Source organism: Nocardioides nematodiphilus, assembly GCF_020216525.1.
In the GTDB taxonomy this organism is placed as follows: Bacteria; Actinomycetota; Actinomycetes; order Propionibacteriales; family Nocardioidaceae; genus Nocardioides; species Nocardioides nematodiphilus.
Window position 1 is genome coordinate 25,287 of the sequence record NZ_JAIWOY010000009.1, and the last position, 22,071, is coordinate 47,357.

22 protein-coding genes are annotated in these 22,071 nt (G+C 70.3%); 5 read left to right on the forward strand and 17 right to left on the reverse strand.

Annotated features, from left to right (window positions below):
- Nucleotides 1–62: 62 nt before the first annotated feature.
- The 5 genes from KSO98_RS14390 to KSO98_RS14410 form a co-directional block, all read right to left on the reverse strand.
- A complete protein-coding gene (locus KSO98_RS14390) occupies nucleotides 63–962 on the reverse strand; it encodes a glycosyltransferase family 2 protein (protein ID WP_225286344.1) in 900 nt (299 codons plus the stop codon).
- A complete protein-coding gene (locus KSO98_RS14395) occupies nucleotides 959–1,906 on the reverse strand; it encodes a glycosyltransferase family 2 protein (protein ID WP_225286345.1) in 948 nt (315 codons plus the stop codon). The genes KSO98_RS14390 and KSO98_RS14395 overlap by 4 nt, the downstream gene beginning before the upstream one ends.
- Before the next feature lie 14 nt (nucleotides 1,907–1,920).
- The gene (locus tag KSO98_RS14400) at nucleotides 1,921–2,919 is read right to left on the reverse strand and encodes an acyltransferase family protein (RefSeq protein ID WP_225286346.1); all 999 of its coding nucleotides are present in this window, start codon (nucleotides 2,917–2,919) and stop codon (nucleotides 1,921–1,923) included.
- A 120-nt stretch (nucleotides 2,920–3,039) separates the two neighbouring features.
- Nucleotides 3,040–4,470 carry an LCP family protein gene (locus KSO98_RS14405; RefSeq protein ID WP_225286347.1) on the reverse strand — a complete coding sequence of 477 codons (1,431 nt, stop codon included), beginning with the start codon at nucleotides 4,468–4,470 and terminating at the stop codon, nucleotides 3,040–3,042.
- Nucleotides 4,471–4,569: 99 nt separating this feature from the next.
- Nucleotides 4,570–5,076 carry an acyl-CoA thioesterase gene (locus KSO98_RS14410; protein ID WP_225286349.1) on the reverse strand — a complete coding sequence of 169 codons (507 nt, stop codon included), beginning with the start codon at nucleotides 5,074–5,076 and terminating at the stop codon, nucleotides 4,570–4,572.
- Between the two features lie 24 nt (nucleotides 5,077–5,100).
- Between KSO98_RS14410 and KSO98_RS14415 the strand changes: the two genes are divergently transcribed.
- Nucleotides 5,101–6,369: an LCP family protein gene (locus tag KSO98_RS14415; protein ID WP_225286350.1), complete on the forward strand. Its 1,269-nt coding sequence runs from the start codon at nucleotides 5,101–5,103 to the stop codon at nucleotides 6,367–6,369.
- Nucleotides 6,366–7,256 (forward strand): crotonase/enoyl-CoA hydratase family protein, encoded by an 891-nt coding sequence (locus KSO98_RS14420; RefSeq protein WP_225286351.1) that lies wholly within the window; start codon nucleotides 6,366–6,368, stop codon nucleotides 7,254–7,256. Before KSO98_RS14415 ends, KSO98_RS14420 begins: the two co-directional genes overlap by 4 nt.
- 13 nt (nucleotides 7,257–7,269) lie before the next feature.
- Here KSO98_RS14420 and KSO98_RS14425 read toward each other — a convergent pair whose 3' ends face one another.
- Complete coding sequence (locus KSO98_RS14425; RefSeq protein WP_372457783.1) at nucleotides 7,270–8,661, reverse strand: GntP family permease; 1,392 nt, start codon at nucleotides 8,659–8,661, stop codon at nucleotides 7,270–7,272.
- Nucleotides 8,658–9,140, reverse strand: coding sequence for a gluconokinase (locus tag KSO98_RS14430; protein ID WP_225286508.1), 483 nt, complete (start codon nucleotides 9,138–9,140; stop codon nucleotides 8,658–8,660). Before KSO98_RS14430 ends, KSO98_RS14425 begins: the two co-directional genes overlap by 4 nt.
- Nucleotides 9,141–9,335: 195 nt before the next feature.
- On the opposite strand from KSO98_RS14430, the gene KSO98_RS14435 reads away from it, so the two are divergent.
- Nucleotides 9,336–10,019: a FadR/GntR family transcriptional regulator gene (locus KSO98_RS14435; RefSeq protein WP_225286352.1), complete on the forward strand. Its 684-nt coding sequence runs from the start codon at nucleotides 9,336–9,338 to the stop codon at nucleotides 10,017–10,019.
- Here the strand turns inward: KSO98_RS14435 and KSO98_RS14440 are convergent.
- The 5 genes from KSO98_RS14440 to KSO98_RS18690 form a co-directional block, all read right to left on the reverse strand.
- Nucleotides 10,016–10,774, reverse strand: coding sequence for a dienelactone hydrolase family protein (locus KSO98_RS14440; RefSeq protein WP_225286353.1), 759 nt, complete (start codon nucleotides 10,772–10,774; stop codon nucleotides 10,016–10,018). The two genes, KSO98_RS14435 and KSO98_RS14440, sit on opposite strands and share 4 nt — an antisense overlap.
- 92 nt (nucleotides 10,775–10,866) lie before the next feature.
- The gene (locus KSO98_RS14445) at nucleotides 10,867–12,387 is read right to left on the reverse strand and encodes a serine/threonine-protein kinase (RefSeq protein WP_225286354.1); all 1,521 of its coding nucleotides are present in this window, start codon (nucleotides 12,385–12,387) and stop codon (nucleotides 10,867–10,869) included.
- A gap of 23 nt (nucleotides 12,388–12,410) precedes the next feature.
- Entirely contained in the window at nucleotides 12,411–13,487 is a 1,077-nt protein-coding gene (locus KSO98_RS14450) for a branched-chain amino acid aminotransferase (RefSeq protein WP_225286355.1), read from the reverse strand.
- A 72-nt stretch (nucleotides 13,488–13,559) separates the two neighbouring features.
- The gene (locus KSO98_RS14455) at nucleotides 13,560–14,609 is read right to left on the reverse strand and encodes a 3-isopropylmalate dehydrogenase (protein ID WP_225286356.1); all 1,050 of its coding nucleotides are present in this window, start codon (nucleotides 14,607–14,609) and stop codon (nucleotides 13,560–13,562) included.
- A 10-nt stretch (nucleotides 14,610–14,619) separates the two neighbouring features.
- On the reverse strand, nucleotides 14,620–14,742 hold the full coding sequence (locus tag KSO98_RS18690) for a hypothetical protein (protein ID WP_263642817.1): 123 nt from the start codon (nucleotides 14,740–14,742) through the stop codon (nucleotides 14,620–14,622).
- 321 nt (nucleotides 14,743–15,063) lie between these two features.
- Between KSO98_RS18690 and KSO98_RS14460 the strand changes: the two genes are divergently transcribed.
- Nucleotides 15,064–15,633, forward strand: coding sequence for an O-methyltransferase (locus KSO98_RS14460; protein ID WP_225286357.1), 570 nt, complete (start codon nucleotides 15,064–15,066; stop codon nucleotides 15,631–15,633).
- A gap of 16 nt (nucleotides 15,634–15,649) precedes the next feature.
- On the opposite strand, the gene efeB is transcribed toward KSO98_RS14460, so the two are convergent.
- The 4 genes from efeB to KSO98_RS14480 form a co-directional block, all read right to left on the reverse strand.
- Entirely contained in the window at nucleotides 15,650–16,939 is a 1,290-nt protein-coding gene (gene efeB / locus KSO98_RS14465; protein ID WP_225286358.1) for an iron uptake transporter deferrochelatase/peroxidase subunit, read from the reverse strand.
- On the reverse strand, nucleotides 16,939–18,177 hold the full coding sequence (gene efeO, locus KSO98_RS14470; protein WP_225286361.1) for an iron uptake system protein EfeO: 1,239 nt from the start codon (nucleotides 18,175–18,177) through the stop codon (nucleotides 16,939–16,941). The genes efeB and efeO overlap by 1 nt, the downstream gene beginning before the upstream one ends.
- On the reverse strand, nucleotides 18,158–19,669 hold the full coding sequence (gene efeU, locus KSO98_RS14475) for an iron uptake transporter permease EfeU (RefSeq protein ID WP_225286362.1): 1,512 nt from the start codon (nucleotides 19,667–19,669) through the stop codon (nucleotides 18,158–18,160). The genes efeO and efeU overlap by 20 nt, the downstream gene beginning before the upstream one ends.
- Before the next feature lie 89 nt (nucleotides 19,670–19,758).
- Entirely contained in the window at nucleotides 19,759–20,472 is a 714-nt protein-coding gene (locus tag KSO98_RS14480; RefSeq protein ID WP_225286363.1) for a DsbA family oxidoreductase, read from the reverse strand.
- Between the two features lie 68 nt (nucleotides 20,473–20,540).
- Here KSO98_RS14480 and KSO98_RS14485 point away from each other — a divergent pair, with 68 nt between their 5' ends.
- Nucleotides 20,541–20,936 (forward strand): PPOX class F420-dependent oxidoreductase, encoded by a 396-nt coding sequence (locus tag KSO98_RS14485; protein ID WP_225286364.1) that lies wholly within the window; start codon nucleotides 20,541–20,543, stop codon nucleotides 20,934–20,936.
- A gap of 46 nt (nucleotides 20,937–20,982) precedes the next feature.
- On the opposite strand, the gene ilvC is transcribed toward KSO98_RS14485, so the two are convergent.
- Nucleotides 20,983–22,008, reverse strand: coding sequence for a ketol-acid reductoisomerase (gene ilvC, locus KSO98_RS14490; RefSeq protein ID WP_225286365.1), 1,026 nt, complete (start codon nucleotides 22,006–22,008; stop codon nucleotides 20,983–20,985).
- Nucleotides 22,009–22,071: the final 63 nt, after the last annotated feature.

Below are 22,071 nucleotides of genomic sequence, written 5' to 3' on the forward strand. Positions count from 1 at the left end.
ACGCGGGGTCGACCGCCATCGGATCGCCGGAGCGCGGGCGGATCGCGCCGGGCGCGGCTGCCCTAGGCGTCGCCGGCCGGCGGGAGCGAGCGCATCCCGCGTGCATCGCGCAGCGCGGAGATCGCGTTGCCCGCCTCGCTGCGCCCGCCGCGCACGGGGCTGAGCAGGACCACCATGAGGGTGATCAGCCACGGCTTGAGCCGAACGAGGACGTTCTCGCCGTACCGGAAGTGCACCGCGAAGAGGTTGCGGTACATGTAGAAGCCCTTCCAGCTGCTCAAGTCGTGCTGCTGGCTGAAGTCGAGCTGACGGACCAGGCGCGCGTCGCGGATCGCCCAGATGTCGAAGCCTGCCCGTCGGGCGCGGAGCGCGAAGTCGACGTCGTCGTAGAAGATGAAGAAGCTGGCGTCCGGCAGGCCGATCGCGTCGATCACCCGGCGGCGGAGCATGAAGCCCTCGAAGGCGACGTTCTCCAGCCGGACCTTCGCCGGCATCGCCTCACGACTGCCGAACTCGGTGAGCACACTGGCCTGCTTGGGCTTGATCGCGAGCGGGTTGGTCAGGTTGAACCGGGTCGCGGCCAGCTCGATGAGGCTGCCGTCGGTGTTCTCCCGCACCGCCATCAGGCAGTCCTCGTCCTGCGCGAGGAGCACGGCGAGGCAGTCCGGCGCCGGGACGACGTCGTCGTCCATCAGCCAGATCCGATCGAAGCCCTGCTCGTACGCGATCCTGGTGCCGAGGTGGAAGCCGCCCGCACCACCCAGGTTCTCGGGGCTGGTGACGACCTGGAGCCCGGCCAGTCCGCTCGCCTGCAGCACCTCGGCCGTGTGATCGGTGGACGCGTTGTCGACCACGATCACCGCGTCGGCGGCCCGCTGGAGCCGGCCCAGACCCTCGAGCATGACGGCGAGCAGGTCCGCGCGGTTGTAGGTGACGACGACGATCGCCACGGACTCGGTCACTGCAGGAACCTCTCGTGGCCGGTGAAGTCGCTGCGCAGCGCGGCGATCCACGCCCGGACGCTGAGCACGATCCGCTTCGGCTCGGGGTGGGTGAACAGGTAGAACCACAGCGTCTTGAGCACGAAGGCCAGCGCGTACGCCCACCCCTTGTAGTCACGCAGGTTCAGCAGGTTGTTGCGCGCCATGCAGTAGTGCTTGAGGTCGCTGGGCGTGTGGTTGTAGGTGGTCCGGCCGCCGAGCATGGGCGTGCCGAGCGCGCCGACGGCGGGGTGCGTGACCCGCGCGTCCACGACGGTGGCGATCCGGGCGCCGGCCTGCTCGGCACGCAGGCGGTACTCATGGTCGTCGCCCCAGATGAAGTACTCCTCGCGCGGCAGGCCGATCCGCTCGACCAGCGCGCGGGTGACCAGCACGCCGTTGAACGGGATCACGATGCCGTCGATCCGACCGCCGGGGGTGGAGCTCGCGGACCGGCGTACGTCCGCCAGCTCGTGCACGACCTTCGTGCCGCCGGGGAGACGGATCGGGAAGACCAGCCGCTCGGGCTGCTCGCGGTCGACCACGACCGGCCCCCAGAAGTCCAGGTGGTCCTCCTCGAGCAGCCGCGCGAGGCAGTCGGCGTCGGGCAGGCCGTCGTCGTCCATCAGCCAGGCGAGGTCGGCACCGCGCTCCATCGCCCAGGCGAGGCCGTCGTGGAAGCCGCCCGCTCCCCCGCGGTTGGACGTCAGGGTGCGGGCCAGCACGGGCACGGAGCGGTGGTCGTCGGGCTCGACGGCGCCGTCCAGACCCGCCAGCCACTCGCTCGTACCGTCGCTCGAGGCGTTGTCGATGACGAGCACCTCGTCGAGCTCCGACACCTGGTCGAGCCGCTCGAGCAGCTCCTGGAGCAGCGTCAGGCGGTTGTAGGTGACCACCACGGCAGCGATACGTCGGGGCTCGGTCACGGCGACAACCCTAATCAGGTGACGGCCGCGACCGCTCTTCGGCTCCGCGGCAGCCGATCCTTCAGGCGTAGGAACGGCGCCTCGACGAAGCGCCCGGAGATCTCGGCCAGGACGAAGGACGCTGCCACGCCGAGCACCGCAGCGTGCCACCAGCCGTGCAGACCGAAGAGGATGATCAGCGGCAGGTGCCACAGATAGATCGCGTAGCTGCGCTGCCCCATCCACACCACGGGACGCCAGGTGTACGGGCCGGTCTCGAGGCTGCGCAGGCACACGATCATCAGCATCGCCACCAGCTCTGCGGCCACGTTCCACAGCAGCGCCAGGTGCCGCGCCACCAGCACCGAGGCGACCACGGCGATGACGAGCTGGATGGCGGACGCCCCGAGGACGACGACGCCTGGGCGCCGTACGTGCCACGACTGACCGACCAGAGCCAGCAGACAGCCCAGCAGCAGACCGTGTCCCTGCCACAGGGGGCTGAAGATGCCGAGACCGATCGTGCCGGTGTTCCGTAGCGACAAGATCGTCCAGGTGGCGCAGCCCGCGATGCTGAGCAGGATCCCCGCCAGCAACACCCCGTTGCGCGAGCGGGCAGGCAACGCCAGGATCGCGAGGAGGCACAACGGCCAGACCAGGTAGAACTGCTCCTCCACCGCGAGCGACCAGGTGTGGCCGTACGGCAGCACCAGGCGGCCACTGATGTTCGCGAGGTCGGTCAGATACGTACCGGCAACGAGCGCCGACCTGGCCGATGCACCGAGGGCGATCGTGCCGAGCAGCATCGCGATGAGGGCCGGCCACAGGCGCAGAGCGCGGCGGAGGTAGAACGCTCCCAGGCCTATCCGTCCCTCGCGTGCCCTCTCCCGGGTGAGCAGTGAGGTGATCAGGTAGCCCGACAGCACGAAGAAGATGACGACCCCGATGCCACCCCCGTCGAAGTGCCCGCTCCACAGGTGGTCGAGGAGCACGAGCCCGATCGCGAGGGCACGAAGTCCGTCGAGGCCCACCATCCGCTAGGAAGGTCCCATCCGGCCCCCTCGGTCTCGTCCCTCACGTGGACTCCGACCGTAGCCAGCGCGCTCGGGACGGCCCCCGGACGCGGCCTCTTTCCCGTGTTTTGGGGAGCAGGCTCAGCAGGCGTTGGACAGGTCGTCGGTCTGGTTGGCGACGTAGCCGGTCTGGAGCGAGCCGTACGACCCCTCGGTCATCACGTTCTTGGACGGCGCGGGGGTGGACGACTTCTTCGGCTTCGCCCCGGCAGCACCGCTGCTCGCCTTCGTGGGGGCGGGCGGGTCGAGCGCCTTGTCGATCGCGTCGCGGATCTTGGCGATGTCGGGGTCGCTGGTGTTGACCAGCGGCGGGACCAGGGAGAGCGTGGCGATCTTCTGCGACTTGGCCTTGAGCGCGAGCTGGGCGAACTTGTCGACCTCGCTGGCCGGGATGTCGGTGGTCAGCAGCGCCGCCGAGGCCTTCGCGATGTCGGCGAAGTGCTTCATCACCGTGGTCGGGCTGACCTGGTGGAGCATCGCGTTCATCACGCACTTCTGCCGGGCCATCCGGGAGTAGTCGTCGGACGTGGCGCGGGAGCGGGAGTACCAGAGCAGGTCCTCGCCGCTGAGCTTGCGCAGGCCCGGCTTGATCCAGCCCGTGATCTGCCCCGTCTTGCCGATCGCGATCGGCTCGCGGACGTTGATCTCGACGCCGCCGATCGCGTTGGCCATGTCGCGGAAGCCCGGCATGTTGATCATCGCGTAGTAGTTGAGCTTCAACCCGGTGATGCCCTCGATGCCCTCCATCGTCGCCTCGACGCCGGGCTGGTCGAACTGGTCGAAGAGCGCCTTGTGGTCGGCGGCGTAGGTGGAGAGGCTGTTGAGCTCGCAGGTGGAGCAGTTGTAGCCGTGCGGCCACTGCTTGGCCAGGATCGAGCCCTTGGGGAACGGGAAGTTCATCATGTTGCGCGGCAGGCCGATCAGCACCGTGCGACCGGTCTTGGCGTCGATCGAGGCGATCGTCATCGAGTCGGTCCGCAGGCCCCAGCGGGTGACGCCGGAGTCGGCGCCGACGAGCAGGACGTTATAGCGCCCGTCGGTGCTGCCCGAGACGTCGTCGCCGGCGAACATCGCCGTGACCAGGCCGCGCTGCACGCCGACCAGGTGGGCGCTGAAGAGCAGCACGGCGGCGGTGCTCAGCGCGACCGCGCTGGTCAGGGTGACGATGATGCGCCGGTGCGGGAGCGCCAGGGTCAGCGGCTGGCCGATCCGCCAGGCGTCGAAGAAGAGGTACGCCCACGCGATCGCGCCGATCGTCAGCCCGAAACGCAGGACCAGCAGGGCCCATGGCGTCGTCGCGAACCAGAACGCGGCCTCGTGGTAGACCAGCGAGGCCAGCATCATCAGGGCGCCGCCGGTCAGGAGCGCGAGCCAGATCCGCACGGCGACGAGGCCGACACGGCGGTCGCCCGCCACCAGCTGGGCCGAGCCCGGGACGATCAGCGTCATCGCCATCAGGGCGAGCGCGCGCCGGAACCGGACGCGGGCGGCGCGCTCTTCGATGCTCCGCATGCGACGGGCCTTTCGATGCTCTACGGGGAAGAAGTCAAGCCCCGCCAGTATCGCCAGTCACAACAGCCACATTCGTCACCGACACGCGGTGGCGGTGTCTCAGTGACCGCGGCTGCGGAGGATCTCCTCCCGCTTGGCCAGCCGGTGTGCGCGACGGATCTCGGCCTCGCGCCAGCGACGGTGGTCGGTCTCGGTCTCGAGCAGCAGCTGCGGCACCTCGCGCGGACTGCCGTCGGCGTGGATCGCGACCATCACGAAGTACGCGGACGCGACGTGCAGGCCGGCGGCGGTCGGGTCGCTGTGCGGCTGGGCCTCGATCCGTACGCCCACCTCCAGCGAGGTGCGCCCGACCCAGTTGACCTGCCCATAGGTGTGCACGATGTCGCCGACGTGCACCGGCTGCAGGAACGCCATCTCGTCGAGGGCCGCTGTGACCGTCTGTCCGCCGACGTGACGCGCGCTGACGGCGCCCGCGGTGGAGTCGGCCAGCTTGACGATCTCGCCGCCGTGGATGTTGCCCGCGAGGTTGGCCTCGGCGCTGCGCATGATCACGGCCAAGGAGACCTGCCCGTACGACGTCGGCCGGTTTTCGGCGGGAGCGGTCATGGGCCGCACGGTACCGTCTGGCCCATGCCTGACCAGTACGACTGGCTCTTCGGGAAGGGTCCGGACAAGAAGTCCGGGCCCTCGGAGGCGACTCCCAAGCCCGAGCCGACCCAGCCCCGGCGCACCGAGCCCGAGCCGCCCGAGGACGCCACCCGCGCGATCCCGATCGACCGCCCGGACCCCCGCCACCAGCGCGCGAACGAGGCCTACGCCACGTACAACGCCAACGGCGGCAACCGCCCGCCGGTGCCGCCGACTCCCCCGAGGATCGCGCCGACGCCCGGCGAGGACGACGGCGGCGGCCGCGCCCGGGGACGGCGCTGGCTGCGCCGCCCGCGCTTCCGGCCGGTCCGGCTGATCCTGCTGCTGGTCCTGGCCTGGATCGCCTACCTGGTGCTGGTGCCGATCTTCGCGTGGAGCAAGGTCGACCAGGTCGCCTTCGCGCCCAGCGGCGCCCGCCCGGCCGACCAGCCCGGCACCACGTACCTCATGGTCGGCAGCGACTCACGCGCCGGGCTCACCCGCAAGCAGCGGCGCAAGCTCTCGACCGGCGACGCCGCAGGTCAGCGCACCGACACGATCATGATCCTGCACACCGGCAGCGGCCCGAACATGCTGATGTCGATCCCGCGAGACTCCATCGTGCCGATCCCCGGCCACGGCAGCACCAAGATCAACGCGGCCTTCGCCTGGGGCGGTCCGCAGCTGCTGGTCAAGACGATCGAGCAGAACACCGGGCTGCGGATCGACAAGTACGTCGAGATCGGCTTCGGCGGCCTGGTCAAGGCGGTCAACGCCGTCGGCGGCATCACGATCTGCCCCAAGGAGGCGATGAAGGACCCGCTCGCCGGGCTCGACATCAAGGCCGGCTGCCAGAACGTCAAGGGCGTCACGGCGCTGGGCTACGCCCGCTCACGGCACACCCAGTCGCTCGGCGACCTGGGCCGCGCGCAGCACCAGCGCGAGGTCGTCTCCGCGATCGGGCACGAGGTCGCCTCCCCCGCGACCGTGCTCAACCCGTTCCGCTACTGGCGCCTGATGCACTCGGTCCCGTACCTCTTCACCTTCGGCGACGGCACCTCCAAGCTCAACGCCGCCAACTGGGCCAGCGCGATGACACACGTCAACGGGAAGAACGGCCTGACCTGCGGGATGCCGATCTCCGACCTGGCGGTGCACTGGGACCACGAGCGGGCCCTCAAGCTGCTCAACTACATCAAGACGGACCACACCTCGAAGATCCCCGACTCGCTGTGCACCCCGTCGGGCCTACCCAAGTCGGTGACCGGATGACCACGTACGAGGCTCCCCACTACGAGACGCTCACCCTCGAGGTCGACGAGGACGGTGTCGCGACCCTGACGCTGTCGCGGCCGGAGTCGCTCAACGCCTTCGACCTCACGATGGCGGCCGAGCTGCGCCGCTTCTTCGAGACCGACGCCTACGACGACGCGATCCGCGCCGTCGTCGTCACCGGCGCCGGCCGCGCCTTCTGCGCCGGGATGGACCTGTCGGCCGACGGCAACGTCTTCGGTCTCGACGAGACCCTCGACCCGACGCCGGAGTCGCTGCGCGAGAACCTCGCCGACCCGACGTGGGAGCACGGCGTACGCGACACCGGCGGCATGGTGACGCTGGCGATCCACGCGCTGCCCAAGCCGGTCATCGCCGCGATCAACGGCGCCGCGGTCGGGATCGGCGCGACGATGACCTGCGCGATGGACCTCCGTCTCGCCTCCACGGCGGCGCGGATCGGATTCATCTTCGGCCGGATCGGCGTCGTGCCGGAGGCATGCTCCTCGTACTTCCTGCCGCGGATCGTCGGGACCGCCCAGGCGCTGGAGTGGGTCTACTCCGCCGACATCCTCACCGCCGAGCAGGCGCTTGCCGGACGGCTGGTGCGCAGCGTGCACGAGCCCGACGAGCTCCTGGCCGCCGCGCAGGAGCTCGCCCGATCGTTCGTGCGGGGCCGCTCCGCGGTCGCGCTCGGCCTGGCCAAGCAGCTCATCAACCGCAACGCCGCCGCCGCGCACCCGCTCGAGGCCCATCTCTCGGACTCGCTGGCGATGTGGCACGCGTCGGTCGGCGACGGCAAGGAGGGCGTGGCCGCCTTCCTGGAGAAGCGCCCTGCGCAGTTCTCCGGGAAGGCGTCCGCGATCCCGCGGATCTTCCCCGGGTAGCCCGGGAGCGGCGCTAGACGACCAGGTTGACCAGCAGCACCATCACCAGGCCGGTGACGGAGAGCAGCGTCTCCATGATGGACCAGGTCTTGATGGTCTGACCGACCGAGAGCCCGAAGTACTCCTTCACCAGCCAGAAGCCCGCGTCGTTGACGTGGGAGAAGAAGAGCGAGCCGGCGCCGATCGCGAGCACGACGAGCGAGAGCTCCGTGCTGCCCATGCCCTGGACCAGACCGGTGACCAGCGAGGATGCGGTGATGGTGGCGACGGTGGCCGAGCCGGTCGCCAGCCGGATGAGGACGGCGAGGACCCACGCCAGGACGAGCACCGAGAAGTTGGCGCTCTTGGCCCAGTCGGCGAGCTGGGTGCCGATGCCGGTGTCGACCAGCACCTGCTTGAAGCCGCCGCCGGCCGAGACGATCAGCAGGATGCCGGCGATCGGGGGCAGCGAGCGCTCGAGGACCCCCGAGATCGCGGCGCGGCCCATGCCGACCGTGCGGCCGAGGGTGAAGATGGCGACCAGGACGGCGATGAGCAGCGCGACCAGCGGCGTGCCGAGGATGTCGAGCACCTGCTGCACCCGCTGGGTGGGGTCGTCGATGATGATGTCGGCCAGCGACTTGCCCAGCATCAGCACGACGGGCAGCAGGATGCTGGCGATGGTGATGGCGAAGGACGGGCGCTCGGCGTGCTCCTCGCGCTCAGCGGCACCGAAGGTGTCCGGAGCCGGGACGACCACCCAGCGCCCCGCGAGGGCGCCGAAGAGCGGGCCGGCGACGATGATCGTCGGGATCGCGACCAGGACGCCCAGGCCGAGCGTGAGGCCGAGGTCGGCGTGCAGCGCCTGCACGGCGGTCAGCGGGCCGGGGTGCGGCGGCACGAAGCCGTGCATCGCGGAGAGCCCGGCCAGCGCCGGGATGCCGACCGTGATCAGCGACAGCCCGGAGCGGCGCGCGACCAGGTAGATCACCGGCATCAGCAGGACGAGCCCGATCTCGAAGAACATCGGCAGGCCGATGATCGCGCCGACGAGGACCATCGCCCACGGCAGAGCGCGGGTGGAGGCCCGCCCGACGATCGTGTCGACGACCTGGTCGGCGCCGCCGGAGTCGGCGAGCAGCTTGGCGAACATCGCGCCGAGCGCGATCAGGATGCCGACTCCCGCGGCGGTGTTGCCGAAGCCCGTGCTGAAGCTGGTGACGACGTTGTTGAGGTTCTGCCCGGCGGCTGCGCCCACGACGCCGGCACCCAGGATCAGGGCCAGGAACGGGTGCAGCTTGAGCCAGGTGATCAGGCCGACGATCACGGCGATGGCGGCCAGCGCGCCGACCAGGAGCTGCCAGCCGGGGGCTACCGGCTCGACGAGGCTGGTCGCCGCCATGGCGACGGGGACGGACAGGGTCATGAGTGCTGCTCCTCGGTGAGCTGATCGACGTACTGTTGGACGACGTCATCGACGCTCTGGTCGATGTCGATGGTGACTCCGGCCTCGTCCGCAGCCAGCGGCTCGAGGGTGGCGAACTGCGAGTCGAGCAGCGAGGCCGGCATGAAGTGCCCGGGGCGCCCGGCCATCCGGGCGGCGATGACCTCACGGCTGCCGGCGAGGTGGATGAACTCGACGCGGGACGCGTGGTGCCGTAGGCGGTCGCGGTAGTCGCGGCGCAGAGCCGAGCAGCTCATCACGGCGCCGTCGGGGTGGGCGGCGAGCCACTCCCCCACGGCGTCGAGCCAGGGACCGCGGTCCGCATCGTTCAAGGGGTGACCGGCGCTCATCTTGGCGATGTTCGCGGCGGGATGGAAGTCGTCCGCGTCGGCGAAGGGGACGCGGAGGCGCTGCGCGAGCGCGGCTCCGATCGTCGACTTGCCGGACCCGGAGACTCCCATGACGACCAGCAGCGGCTGCCTGCGCGCTTCCTGAGAGTGACTCACGTCATAAGCATCGCCCAAAAGTCATACGATTGCAACAATGAGAAAACAAAAGGTAGACCTATTCCGTGATCGCCCTTGAGTTGAGAAGATGATTGGGTGCCCGCTGCCTCCCCTCCTCCTTCCGCTCCCGCGACCGCACGGCACGCGACCGTGCTCGACCTGATCGGGACCGAGATCGTCGCCGGTGAGCGCGCCGTCGGGTCCGTCCTCACCGCGGAGAGCATCGGGAGCACCTACGGCGTCTCGCGCAGCGTGGCCCGCGAGGCCGTGCGGGTGCTCGAGTCGATGGGCCTGGTCGCCAGCCGGCGTCGCGTCGGTGCCACCGTGCAGCCCCGCACCTCGTGGAACCTCTTCGATCCGCGTGTGGTCGCCTGGCGCCTTGAGGGCAGCGACCGGGCCCGGCAGATGGTGTCGCTGGCCGAGCTGCGCCGCGGCTTCGAGCCGGCGGCGGCCGCGCTCGCCGCGCAGCGCGCCGACGCCGAGCAGTGCCGGCGGCTGGCGAGCGCGGTCTCCGACATGGTGCACACCGGCCGCGCCGGCGACCTGGAGGCGTACCTCCACGCCGACCAGATCTTCCACCGCACCCTGCTCGAGGCCAGCGGCAATGAGATGCTCGCCGCGCTGGCCGAGCTGGTGGAGGGCGCGCTGGCCGGCCGCACCCACCACAACCTGATGCCGTCGCGCCCCAACGCGGTGGCGATCGCGCGCCACGACGACGTCGCCCGGGCCGTACGTGACCGCGACGCGGCGCGAGCCGAGAGCGCGATGCGCGCGATCATCGACGAGGCCGAGGCCGCGGTCGCCGCCGAGTTCGGCGCCGCCGCCGGCGACTAGCCCAGAGTGCGCTCGAAGAGCGCCTTGAGCTCGACCACGTGCCGCTCGTAGCTCGGCGCGTGCCACGACGCCGTGTCGTTCATCGTGTAGCCGTGCGGCGCGTCCGGGTAGATGGCCGCGGTGTAGGTGGCACCGGCGGCCGCCAGCGCCTGCTCGAGCTCTGCCGCCTGCTGCGGCGTCATGCTGGGGTCGTTGTCGGCGTGACCGTAGAGGTACTCGGTCTGCGCCGTAAGACCGCGATGAGGACTGCGCGGGTCGTCGGTGACCAGGCCGGCGCCGTGGAACCCGCCGACCGCCACGATCCGGCCCGGGAACTGACCCGCCGCCATCGTGGAGAGCCGGGCACCCATGCAGTAGCCGGTCGCGCCGAGGCGTGCGTCGGGGGCGCCGGCCTCGGTGAGCAGCCGCTGCAGGGTCGAGACGTACGCCTCGGTGTCCGCCGCGACGCGCTCCGGGGTGAGGGCGGCGATGAAGCCACCGAGCCCGGCGTTCTGGAAGTACGTCGAGCGCACCTCGGGGTCACGCAGGTCGACCTTCGGCTCCAGGTCCGCCGCGCTGCCGGCACGGTAGAAGACGTGCGGCGCCAGCACCAGGTACCCCCACGAGGCGATCAGGTCGACCATCTCGGCGATGCGCGGTCGCAGCCCGATGGCGTCCATGAAGAACAGGACACCACCCGTCGGCGTCTCGGCGGGGCGCGCGACGAACGCGTCCGCGATGCCGTCTCCTGCGGGGATCTGGATCAGCTCAGCCATGCCGCGACGTTATCGAACGAGCCCGCGGGCCCCTTCTCCACCGTCGAGTCGTAGCGATGTCGCCCCCTGGCACCGCCACTGACCGCGCCCGGTCAGAACGCGTTGCCGAAGGGCGAGCCGTCCCACGGCGTCCAGTCGGTGCCGTGGCCGCTGACCCGGAGCACGAAGAACACGACGAGCGCGGCGAGCATCACCGCGGTGAAGCCCCAGACGCCGAGCCGCCGCGCTGGGGGCGTGGTCAGCCGGCGCAGCGGCCCACGCACCCGGCTCGCGCCGGGGCCGGTCGCCAGCATCACGGTCAGCACCGCGCCGCACACGAAGAGGGTGCTCGTCATCGTGGCCGCGACCGCGTAACAGATCAGCCCCGCGGCCAGGGCGAGGCCGCCGGCCCACAGCACCAGCACGACCGTGCTCGGCAGGGAGCGCAACAGGTGCCACGGAGTGCCGATCACCAGCCGCGGCTTGTCGTGCCAGCGCGGGCCGCGCGCCTCGCGGCGCGACTCGTGCACCGTGCCCGCCAGCGACAGCCCTCTCAGGACGGTGGCCAGGGTCAGCACGATGGCGAGGGCGGGCACGGGCGCCGCCGCGAAGCCGGCTCCGGTCAGCACGATGAGCAGGAGCCACAGGACCGTACGTCGCAGGCGCAGCACCCGGCTCTCGCGCTGGGGCTCGACCAGGGTGGGGTCGCCCTCGAGCAGCGTCCGATCGATCTCGGTGTCGTCGTCATCGTCGAGCGGCTCGCCACCACGCCACGCCAGAGGTGCGGTCAGCGGCGGTTGGTCGTCGTCCCAGGGGGCTCCGACAGCCACCGGCTCCGGGGCGGCCAGGGACAGGGCCGGGTCGCGGAACCACTCCTGCAGCTGTGCCACCGTCGGTCGCCGGGCCGGCTCGGGCGAGAGCGCCAGGTCGAGGACCTCGCGCAGCCCGGCCTCGATGCCGGCCAGGTCGTGCTCTCCACGGCGGGCCCGATCCATGATCGCCGCCGACGGACCCCGCCCGTACGGCGGACGGCCGGTGGCGGCGAACGCGACCGTGGCGGCCCACGAGTGCACGTCGGAGGCGGGCGAGGCGTCCTCGCCGCGCAGGATCTCCGGCGGCAGGTAGCCGGGGGTGCCGAGCAGCCAGCCGGTGTGGGTGATCCTGGGGTCGTCGGCGACGCGGGCCAGACCGAAGTCGATCAGGACGGGGGTGCGGCCCTCCATGATGACGTTGGACGGCTTCACGTCGCGGTGCAGCACTCCCCCGGCGTGGACCGCGGCGACGGCGTCGATCAGGCAGCGGGCGAACCACTGCAGGTCGCGCCCGGCGATCGGGCCCTCCTCGGCGATCTCGTCGTGCAGCGAACGCCCGGGGACGTACCGCATCACGACGTACGGGACCGGACCCCACGGATCGGCGTCGATGATCTCGGCGACCCAGCGCGAACGGACCCGCTGCAGCGAGCCGACCTCGCGCTCGAGACGCCGGCGGCCCTCCTCGTCGCCGACGACCTGCGGGCGCAGCACCTTCAACGCGACACGCTGCCCGGTGGGCTCGTGCCGGGCGAGATGGACGATGCCCATCCCGCCCTCGCCGAGCACGCTGAGCAGCGTGTAGTCGCCGATGGAGTTCACGGCGCCGAGGCTATCTGCCACGGTCAGACGATGCGGTGCATCCAGTGGTTGGTGTCCTCGGCGCGGCCGAACTGCAGGTCGACCAGGCTCTTGCGCAGCTCGGTGGTGACCGGACCGGCCTCGGTGGTGACCGAGCCGCCGTCCCACAGCAGCTCCCCGACCGGCGTGATGACCGCCGCGGTGCCGCAGGCGAAGACCTCGGTGACCTCACCGGAGGCGACGCCGTCCTTCCACTCGTCGATGGCGATCCTGCGCTCCTCGACCTTGAGGCCGCGCTGGGCGGCGAGCTCGAGGATCGAGGCGCGGGTGATGCCCTCGAGGATGGTGCCGGTCTCCGGGGTGACGAGACGGCCGTCGGCGTAGACCAGGAAGAGGTTCATCCCGCCGAGCTCCTCGATGTACGTGCCCTCGGAGGCGTCGAGGAAGACGACCTGGTCGCAGCCCTTGGCGTACGCCTGGGCCTGCGGCGCCAGCGAGGAGGCGTAGTTGCCGCCGGTCTTGGCCGCGCCCATGCCGCCACGGCCCGCGCGGGTGTAGTCCTGCTCGAGCCAGAGCCGGACGGGCTTGACGCCGCCCTTGAAGTAGGCGCCCGCCGGGGAGGCGATCACCATGAAGGTGACGTGCTGCGAGGCCCGCACGCCCAGGAACTTCTCCGAGGCGAACATGAAGGGGCGGATGTAGAGGGACTTCTCGTCGCCCTCGGCCGAGACCGGGACCCAGCGCTGGTCGACCTCGACCAGCGCGTCGACCGCCGCGACGAAGTCCTCGACGGGCAGCTCGGGGAACGCGAGGCGGGCCGACGAACGGGCCATCCGGGCGCCGTTCTGGTCCGGGCGGAACGACCAGATCGAGCCGTCGTCGTGCCGATAGGCCTTCATCCCCTCGAACGTCTCCTGCGCGTAGTGCAGGACGGCCGTCGCCGGGTCGAGCGAGATCGGGCCGTACGGCTCGATGCGGGCGTTGTGCCACCCGGACTCCGGCGTCCACTCCACCGTGAACATGTGGTCGGTGAAGTGATTGCCGAAGCCCGGGTCGGCCAGGATCTCGGCCAGCCGCTCGTCGGAGACCGGGTTGGTGCTGAGGGTGGTGCTGATCTCCATGGCGGGCGGGGCCTTTCGAGCGGTGCGGTCGGGTGGGTGAGGATCAGTGTCGCGGTGAGTGCGGCGGTTGGTTCAGACGAGGGCTGCGATGGCGTCGCCGACCTGCGCGGTCGTACGGGGCTCGCTGCCGCGGTTCGTCAGGTCCTTGAGGACGGCCGCGTCGATCGCGGCGGCCGCCTCGGGGTAGCCGAGGTGGTCGAGCAGGAGCGCGCCGGACAGGATCGCGGCGGTCGGGTCGGCCTTCTGCTGGCCGGCGATGTCGGGGGCCGAGCCGTGGACCGGCTCGAACATCGACGGCGAGGTGCGGTCGGGGTTGACGTTGCCCGACGCGGCGAGGCCGATGCCGCCGGTGATCGCGGCGGCGAGGTCGGTGATGATGTCGCCGAAGATGTTGTCGGTGACGATGACGTCGAAGCGCGCCGGGTCGGTGACCATGAAGATCATCACGGCGTCGATGTGCAGGTAGTCGACGGTGACCTGCGGGAACTCCTTGGCCACCTCCTGCACGATGCGCCACCAGATGCCACCGGCGTTGACCAGGACGTTGGTCTTGTGGACCAGGGTGAGCTTCTTGCGGTCCCGCTTGGCGGCGCGGTTGAACGCGTCACGGACCACGCGCTCGACGCCGAACGCGGTGTTGACCGAGACCTCGGTCGCCATCTCCTGCGGGGTGCCGACGCGGATCGCGCCGCCGTTGCCGGTGTAGAGACCCTCGGTGCCCTCGCGCACGACGACGAAGTCGATGTCGCCCTTGTTCAGAACGGCGTCGCTCAGCGGGGAGACGGCACCCGGGAAGAGCTTGGAGGGACGCAGGTTGACGTAGTGGTCGAGCTCGAAGCGGAGCTTGAGCAGCAGGCCACGCTCAAGGATGCCCGGGGGCAGGTTCGGGTCGTTCGGCTTGCCGCCGACAGCGCCGAGCAGGATCGCGTCCTGGCCGCGGATCTCCTCGAGCACGGAGTCCGGCAGCACCTCGCCCGTGGCGAGGTAGCGCTCAGCGCCGAGGTCGTACGGCGTCTTGTCGAACTGCACGGGGGACGCGGCCTCGAGCACCTTGAGCGCCTCGGCGGTCACCTCCGGTCCGATGCCGTCGCCGGGGATCACTGCAAGCTTGAGGCTGGTCATGGCCCCAAGATTAGTTGTCGTCGGGCCGCGGTCCGTCACTGGTCCGCAGATCGATAGCGGACTGCAGGTTGTCGTGGTGCAGCGGGCTGTCGGGGTTGTTGCGGGAGGGGCCCCACTCGAGCAGCTGGTTCATCGTCGTCTCCGGTTCTCTCATGCTTCTGGTTCGGTGGCTGAGAGGCCGGGGTTAGTTCTTCGAGGCCACCGCGTCAGGGTGGCCTCTCATCAGCGAATGCTGGAAGCCCCGACGCGGCACATGGCTACGAGAGCCACGGCTACGACGGCCGTAATAAGGGCGAGGGCGGAGAACATGACAGTGATGCTACGGGCCAGTAACTTCACTGGGAAGCGTTTTCTTGCGATTCGTCCGGATTCTTTGCCTCGCGGATCGGCGACACTCGTCCCGCGATGTGTCCGCGATCCGGGATCGACGCCCGGGATGAGAGACGCTAGGCGGGTGAGCACACCCCCAGAGCTGCCGGAGATCGTCACCCGGGCGTTCGACGTCTCCCGCCGGGCGGGCTACGTCTCGTTCTGCCGCAATGAGACCGGCCGGCTGCTGGCGGCTCTTGCGGCCACCCGAACGGGCACGATGGCCGAGCTCGGCACGGGCTGCGGCGTGGGCACGGCGTGGCTGCGCTCGGGCGTGCGCGGCGACGCGGCGCGGATCGTCAGCGCCGAGCTCGACGCCCGGCTCGCGACCTTCGCCAATGAGATCTTCGACGACGACCCGTTGGTCGAAGTGCTGGCGGTGGACTGGTCCTCCCTGCGCGACCGGGGCCCGTTCTCGCTGCTCTTCCTGGACGCCGAGCTGCCCGGCGACATCGGCGTCGACAGCATCGTCGACCTGGTGGAGCCCGGCGGCATGGTCGTGCTGGACGATCTGCAGCCGTGCGAGCAGTGGCCGCCGCTGTCCTACGGGCGGGTGGACGGACTGCGCGAGCAGTGGCTCACCGACGAGCGCTTCGCCGCGGTCGAGGTGATGGTCGCCTCGGGCACCTCGGTGCTCATCGCGACCCGTCGCTGATCCCCACCAGGACCGGCTAGAGGAAGAGCTCCTCGGCGAGATAGTGCCCCTTCTTGGGCGCCGGCGGGATGGCGAAGATGCCCGAGCCGACGTGCGAGATGTACTCGTTGAGGTTGTCGGAGCTGCCGAGCTTGGTCTGCAGGGTGATGAAGCTCTTCGGGTCGTGCATGTAGGCGATGAAGAGCAGCCCGGCGTCGAGGAAGCCCAGTTCGTTGATCCCGCCGGTGAAGTTGTAGCCGCGTCGCAGGATCCGGACGCCGTTGTTGTTCTCCGGCGCGGAGAGGGCGACGTGGGAGGTCGCCGGGATCGCGAGCTCGCCATGGACCGACTTCCCGAAGTCCGGGGTGTCGAACTCCTTCGTGCCCGACAGCGGGGCGCCCTCGCCCTTCGTACGGCCGAAGACGCCCTCCTGGGTCTGGATCTTCGCGGAGTCCCAGATCTCGATGTTCATCTCGATCTTGCGGGCCACCATGTAGGTGCCGTCCTTCATCCACGACTGCTCCCCGTCGGCGAGCGCGTCGTCGTCGAGCCAGACGTGCTGGGCGACGTCCTCGGGCTCCTTGACGTTGCGGGTGCCGTCCTTGAAGCCCATCAGGTTGCGCGGCGTGGTCTGGCCCTTGCCGGCCGAGGCCCGGCCGAAGCCGAGCACGGTCCAGCGGGTGTTGACCGTGCCACGCCCGATCCGGGCGAGGTTGCGGATCGCGTGATACGCGACCTGCGGGTCGTCGGCGCAGGCCTGCAGCGACAGATCGCCGCCGGTCAGCTCGGGTCGGAGCCGGTCGCTGGGCAGCACCGGGAGGTCGGCGAGCAGGGCAGGCTTCTTGTCGGCCAGACCGAACCGGTCGTCGAAGACGCCCGGGCCCAGGCCGACGGTGACCGTCAGCGCGGCCGGGCCGAGGTTGTACGCCTCCCCCGTGTCGCCGGGCACGCCGATCGGCGTGGTCGGCTCGACGGAGCCGATCGGCAGACCCGCCTGGAGCTGGGCGATCGCGGCCGACCACCGGGCGAGCAGCACCTGGAGGTCCTGCTTGCTGGTGGTGGTCAGGTCGAAGGTCATGAAGACCGTGTGCCGCTGCGGCGGGGTCTCGATGCCGGCCTGGTGCGCGCCGGTGTAGAACTCGTGCGCGACGTTGAGGTCGACCAGGTCACCGTCATCGGTCGCCGGGATGTCGACACCACTCTCCGCGGTGGCGCGTCCTCCGGCGAATCCCGCCCCGAGGGCGACGATCGCGCCGGCACCGACGCCGGCGCCCTGGATCAGGCGCCGCCGGGACGTACCGGCGGTGCCGTGCTCGGGGGCGTCCATCAGGCGGTCGCGACCTTCTCCGCGAGGTGCGACAGGGAGTCCTGCAGCGCCTGGACCGTCTGGCTCAGCTTGTTCGCGTCGGTCTTCTTCAGCTGCGGCGTGTAGCGGACGTAGCCGCCGACGCCGTGCGGGTCGCGGTACGTGTCGAGCATGGTGTTGACCGCCTCGAAGCGCTTCCCGATGGTGTCGGTGAGGTTGGCGTCGACCTCGGTGAGGCCGTCCTTGAGGTAGGCGAACGCCTGCTGGGCGCCCTCGACGTTGGAGGCGAAGTCGACCAGGTCGGTGTGGGAGAACTTCTCCTCCTCGCCGCTGATCTTGTTGGCCTGGACCTCCTCGAGGAGGCCGGCCGCACCGTTGGCGAGGTCCTCGGGCTTGTAGGTCAGCGTCTTGGAGAGCTCTGCGAGCTTCTTGACGTTGACGGTCAGCTCGGCGGCCAGCTTCTTGGTCTGGGCGGTGATCCTGCCCGCGAAGATGTCGCGCTCGACGGCGTGGAAGCCGTGCCAGCCGACCGCCGGGTCGAGGTTGGAGGCGCGCATGTCGACCAGGTAGTCCAGGTTGCCGCTGTTGTCGGTCGCCGCGGTGCCGGGCAGGACGAACCCCTCGACGTCGGACTCGATCTTCTCGTAGAACGGGCGTGCGACGCCGTACTGCATCTGGGCGGCCGACGCGTCGCCGGACTCGACGTCCTTCTGCAGCTTCTCGACCGCAGCGACCATCGCCTCGACCTGGGTCGTGACGTACTCGCCGTACTGCTTGGCGCCATCGGCGAGGAGGGTGGCGGCGCTGCCGGTCGGCGCAGCGCTGGCCTGGCCGGTGACCTTGAAGTCGATGGCCTCGGTCGCGGCACCCGGGCAGTAGAGCTGGTAGCTGCCGCCGCCGAGGGTGAGCGTGAACGACGCGGCCGGGAGGCCCGGAGCCAGGGACTCCTTCTCGCCGATGATCTTCTGGTCCTGCAGCAGCTCGAACTCGGTGATGCCGGTGGCCGACTCGTTCTTCACCGAGAAGGTGACCGGTCCGGCCGGGACCTCGGTGACCGAGGGGGTGCAGGTGTCGCCGTTCGCGCCCGAGGCGAGCACGACGTCGACGGTGCTCAGACCGCCCTGGGACGCGGCCTGGGTCGCGTCGCCACCCGTGCCCGAGGCCTTGTCGTCGCTGTTGCTGCTGCCGCAGGCGGCGAGCGAGCCGAGGGAGAGCGCAGCGACGATGCTGACGGCGGCCTTACGTGAGGCTGTCGACATGGGTGGTGGTTCCTTCCGTGACGGATGCCGGCACCGAGACGGGGCGGCGGGCGATGCGGGAGCGAAGAAGCTGGGTGAGCAGGAGGAGCGCGGTGGCGACCAGCGCCACCGGGACCCAACGGGTCCAGAGGAGACGGTCGTGGGCGCTGGTCCGCGCGGAGGCGACGGCCGCGTGCGCCTCGGCGGCGAACTCCGGGTCGATCTGCCAGATCGAGCTGTCGACGGTGAAGGTGCGCGGCGAGGTGAGGCCGCCCCCGGTCAGCGTGAGGACGAGGTCGCCAGTGGTCTGGAGGTCGATCAGGCGGTCGCGATAGGTGGTGGCGACGACCTGCTGGTCGCCGGACCAGGCGGCGTCGTAGGGACCGGGTGCCCGGTGGGCGTCGAGGCCGACCGGGATCCGGTTGCCGGTGAGCTTCATCAGCGCGGTCAGATCGATCGTCTCGGGACGGTCCGTCGACGGGGCCGCGCTCCAGGTGTCGCCGGCGCCGTTGCGCGCGAGGGTGAGCCGCTGCCCGTCGACGGCGACCACTGCCGAGTCGCCGTGGACCGCGAAGTCGGCGACACCGCTGGTGAGCACTGCGGCCGGCGGGACCTCGGCCTTCGGCGTCGAGACGGCCAGCGGAAGCATGATCGCGGCTGCGACGGCGCCGATCGCGCCGACCGCGCGCAGTCGCTGCGCGAGGGCGTGGCCGGGGCGCAGCCGCGCCGGGGTGAACGTGATCAGCATCAGGGGCACCAGGTACGCGGCCCAGGCGATCACCTCGATGACGCGCGGGTCCTGCGGGATGCCGAAGACGCCGCTGAAGACCGCCGAGCGGATCGAGCCCGTCGGGGCGAGCCAGGACAGGTCGACGGTGCGACCCTGGCCGACGGTGACCCAGCCGGCCTCGTGGCCCGTACGGAACGCGTTGAGGACCAGCCCGGCCGCGACCAGGATCAGGAAGAACCCGGTGATGGAGAAGAAGCGCTGGAGGTTGAGCTTCACACCGCCCTTGTAGATCCCCCAGCCGAGGCCGACCGAGACCACGATGCCGAGCAGGGCGCCGAGCATGGCCAGCGGCGCGCTGCCGGCGCTCTGGATGGTCGCGAGCAGGAAGACCGACGTCTCGAAGCCCTCGCGCAGCACCGCCAGGAACGCCATCACCGCGAGCGCGGTGGTGGTGCCGCTCCTGAGCGCGTCGCCCGCGGCGGACTCGAGCTCCTTCTTCATGGTCCGCGCGTGCGTGCGCATCCAGAAGATCATCCCGGTGACGAAGAAGACGGCGACGGCGCCGATGATCGTCTCCATCGCCTCCTGCTTCGCCTGCGGGAGGCCCTGCTCGATGACGCGCAGGACGACGCCGACGGCCACGCTGAGCCCGATGCCGGCGGTGATCCCGATCCACAGACCGCGCAGGCTCGCGCCGTTACGGCGCAGGAAGGTCGCGAGGATCGAGATGATCAGCGCGGCCTCGAGCCCCTCACGGAGACCGATGACGAAGGTAGGAAGCACGAAGGCGACGCTACCTTAGGTAAGGCTTACCGCATAGATCGCGAGGCCAATTAAGTGCGGACCTTGTGCCCTAAATCAGTTGACCTCTGTCACACCGGGCAGCCGTCCGGGCCGCAGGCCTCGCCATCGGCGCTCGCGACGACGGACTCGAGGACGGGGTGCGCGTCGTCCCAGGCGCGCTCGAGCACCTGGGTGAAGACCTCGGTCGGCTGGGCGCCGGAGATGCCGAACTTCTGGTCGACGACGAAGAACGGCACGCCGGTGGCGCCGTACGCGGCCGCCTGGGCGACGTCGGCATCGATGTCGTGGTCGAACTCGTCGGTGCTGAGCACCTCGTCGACGCGCGTCGGGTCGAGGCCGACGCCGGTCGCGATGCGGCGCAGGACGTCGTGGTCGGAGACCACCTCGGCCTCGCCGAAGTAGGCGTGCAGCAGGGCCTCCTTCAGCTCCCCCTGCTTCGCGGGGCCGCCGACCTCGGCGGCGAGATGGATGAGGCGGTGCGCGTCACGCGTGTTGTTGTGCATCGACTGCTCGTGCTTCCAGTGCATGCCCTCCTCGGCGGCCTGGAAGATCACCCGCTGCTGCGCCGCGGCGGCCTGGGCGGGGCTCATGCCGTACTTGCGCCCGAGCATCTGCTGGGCGGTCTCGGTCGGCTCGGTCGGCGCGCCCGGGTCGAGCTGGTAGGAGCGCCACACGATCTCGACGTCGTCGCGGTGCGGGAAGCCGGCCAGGGCGGACTCCAGGCGGCGCTTGCCGATGTAGCACCAGGGGCAGACGACGTCGGACCAGATCTCGATGCGCATGTGGAGGCCAACGGCCGATCGGCCCGCATTCATTCCCAGGGACGGCAAACCGTCCTACCGTCGGCAGCATGAGCATCGCTGACGAGAAGACCATCGCCCTGACCACGTTCCGGCGTACGGGCGAGGGCGTGGTGACCCCGGTGTGGGTCAACCGGGTGAGCGACGGGCGGATCGGATTCTGGACCGCGATGGGCTCGGGCAAGACCAAGCGGCTGGCGAACGACCCGCGCGTCACCGTGCAGGCCTGCTCCGCCAGCGGCAAGCTCAAGGACGGCTCCCCCGTGCTGACCGGCACCGCGGAGATGGTCCAGGCGGGCCCGCTCTTCGACGAGGTGACCGCCGCCGGGAAGAGGAAGTACGGCGCGATGGTGCCGATCACGAAGGTGATGGGCAAGCTGATGGGTCAGCGCAAGGCCGGTCAGGCGTACGGCGACACGGTCGTGCTCATTCGGATCGACGAGTAAATGGCCGATGGCCCGCCCCAAGCGGGACGGGCCATCGATCAGACGATCAGCGGGCGGCGGAGCCGTCCGTGTAGTCGGCGTCCTGCTGCTTCCACGAGAAGTGGCTGCGCAGGGCCTGGCCGGTCTTCTCGATCGGGTGCGCGGCACCCTTCTCGCGCAGGGCGAGGAACTCCGGCGCGCCGGCGTCCTGGTCGGCGATGAAGCGCTTGGCGAAGTTGCCGTTCTGGATGTCCGCGAGGACCTCCTGCATGTGCTGCTTCACCGACGGGTCGATGACGCGCGGGCCGGAGACGTAGTCGCCGTACTCGGCGGTGTCGGAGACCGACCAGCGCTGCTTGGCGATGCCGCCCTCCCACATGAGGTCGACGATGAGCTTGAGCTCGTGGAGGACCTCGAAGTAGGCGATCTCGCCCTGGTAGCCGGCCTCGGTCAGGGTCTCGAAGCCGTACTGGACGAGCTGCGAGACCCCGCCGCACAGGACGGCCTGCTCACCGAACAGGTCGGTCTCGGTCTCCTCGGTGAAGGTCGTCTTGATGACGCCGGCGCGGGTGCCGCCGATCGCCTTCGCGTAGGACTTGGTGATCTCCCACGCCTGGCCCGACGCGTCCTGCTCCACGGCGATGATGTCCGGGATGCCGCGGCCGGCGACGTACTCGCGGCGCACGGTGTGACCCGGGGCCTTCGGGGCCACCAGGACGACGTCGACGCCCTCCGGGACCTCGATGTAGCCGAAGCGGATGTTGAAGCCGTGGCCGAAGACCAGGGTCTTGCCCGGGGTGATGTGCGGGGCCAGCTCGTTCGCGTACAGGCCGCGCTGGTGCTGGTCGGGGGCGAGGATGACGATGACGTCGGCCTCGGCCGCGGCGTCGGCCGGCGTGAGGACCTTGAAGCCCTCGTCCTCGGCCTTGGCGGTGCTCTTGGAGCCCGGCTGGAGGCCGATGCGGACGTCGACGCCCGAGTCGCGCAGGTTCAGCGCGTGGGCGTGGCCCTGGCTGCCGTAACCGATGACCGCGACCTTCTTGGCCTGGATCAGGCTCAGGTCGGCGTCGTCGTCGTAGTAGATCTCAGCCACGGGGGCTTCTCCTTCTTGTGTTCTCTTGGGTCTAGGACGTCATTCTGGCCTACGGCGCGCAGC

What these genes read in the sequence shown, in the direction of transcription:
- KSO98_RS14400 (WP_225286346.1), bottom strand. Translation starts at nt 2,919, where the DNA reads ATGGTGGGCCTCGACGGACTTCGTGCCCTCGCGATCGGGCTCGTGCTC.
- KSO98_RS14405 (WP_225286347.1), bottom strand. Translation starts at nt 4,470, where the DNA reads ATGCGGAGCATCGAAGAGCGCGCCGCCCGCGTCCGGTTCCGGCGCGCG.
- KSO98_RS14410 (WP_225286349.1), bottom strand. Translation starts at nt 5,076, where the DNA reads ATGACCGCTCCCGCCGAAAACCGGCCGACGTCGTACGGGCAGGTCTCC.
- KSO98_RS14415 (WP_225286350.1), top strand. Translation starts at nt 5,101, where the DNA reads ATGCCTGACCAGTACGACTGGCTCTTCGGGAAGGGTCCGGACAAGAAG.
- KSO98_RS14420 (WP_225286351.1), top strand. Translation starts at nt 6,366, where the DNA reads ATGACCACGTACGAGGCTCCCCACTACGAGACGCTCACCCTCGAGGTC.
- KSO98_RS14425 (WP_372457783.1), bottom strand. Translation starts at nt 8,661, where the DNA reads ATGACCCTGTCCGTCCCCGTCGCCATGGCGGCGACCAGCCTCGTCGAG.
- KSO98_RS14430 (WP_225286508.1), bottom strand. Translation starts at nt 9,140, where the DNA reads ATGGGAGTCTCCGGGTCCGGCAAGTCGACGATCGGAGCCGCGCTCGCG.
- KSO98_RS14440 (WP_225286353.1), bottom strand. Translation starts at nt 10,774, where the DNA reads ATGGCTGAGCTGATCCAGATCCCCGCAGGAGACGGCATCGCGGACGCG.
- KSO98_RS14450 (WP_225286355.1), bottom strand. Translation starts at nt 13,487, where the DNA reads ATGGAGATCAGCACCACCCTCAGCACCAACCCGGTCTCCGACGAGCGG.
- KSO98_RS14455 (WP_225286356.1), bottom strand. Translation starts at nt 14,609, where the DNA reads ATGACCAGCCTCAAGCTTGCAGTGATCCCCGGCGACGGCATCGGACCG.
- KSO98_RS18690 (WP_263642817.1), bottom strand. Translation starts at nt 14,742, where the DNA reads ATGAACCAGCTGCTCGAGTGGGGCCCCTCCCGCAACAACCCCGACAGC.
- efeB (WP_225286358.1), bottom strand. Translation starts at nt 16,939, where the DNA reads ATGGACGCCCCCGAGCACGGCACCGCCGGTACGTCCCGGCGGCGCCTG.
- efeO (WP_225286361.1), bottom strand. Translation starts at nt 18,177, where the DNA reads ATGTCGACAGCCTCACGTAAGGCCGCCGTCAGCATCGTCGCTGCGCTC.
- KSO98_RS14480 (WP_225286363.1), bottom strand. Translation starts at nt 20,472, where the DNA reads ATGCGCATCGAGATCTGGTCCGACGTCGTCTGCCCCTGGTGCTACATC.
- KSO98_RS14485 (WP_225286364.1), top strand. Translation starts at nt 20,541, where the DNA reads ATGAGCATCGCTGACGAGAAGACCATCGCCCTGACCACGTTCCGGCGT.